Below are 589 nucleotides of genomic sequence, written 5' to 3'. Positions count from 1 at the left end.
GATGCTTGTACTGTTTTATCCACAGCCAAACGGGCTTCAAACGCTTGTCCATTTACCATCCAGACTCATAACGCCGAGCTCTGCGGCAAGTTTGGAGCGCAGCGAAAAACTTGTCCGACAGCAGCTCCTTGTTATGGCACTGACTTTTTAGGACACAGCTTAGGGTATTGCGTACAAGCTTCTTCAGCGTCCTCCCGATCTTGTGAAATTTTCCACTGCGCTTCTATCGTTATGATGCCAAGCGATAATGTCATTGCAAGCAGAGCGATGCCTCCAGTGAACAGACCAGACAAAAACCGTGGCGCCGGACCAAATAAGATGCCACCAATAAAAAAGGCAACCACAACAAGAGCACATATCATCAAATACAGAATACCAATGCCGGTGCAGCCAAAACCTTCGCATTTAAACCAAAACCAACCATTTGAGAACGCCAACGCCAAAAAACCGGCGACCGCTAATGCCGCGACCATAACGACGTATTTAGAACTCATGCGCTTTTTCCTGTGTGCCATAACGAGACTGTAGAAAAACTCGCTTCCGGGTTCACCCACAGCCTTCCTACTGATTCATTTCACCAGCGTAGTCG

1 protein-coding gene is annotated in these 589 nt (G+C 47.9%); it reads right to left on the bottom strand.

All coding sequences use genetic code 11. From position 1 onward, the window contains the following. Window positions 1–131: 131 nt before the first annotated feature. Complete coding sequence (locus AC1RQI_RS17010; RefSeq protein WP_481905801.1) at window positions 132–494, bottom strand: hypothetical protein; 363 nt, start codon at window positions 492–494, stop codon at window positions 132–134. Between the last annotated feature and the right edge of the window lie 95 nt (window positions 495–589).

It is taken from the genome of Salicola sp. AFF1 (assembly GCF_056783195.1).
Note: the sequence above shows the minus strand (reverse complement) of the source record. Positions and strands in the feature narration are given on the sequence as shown.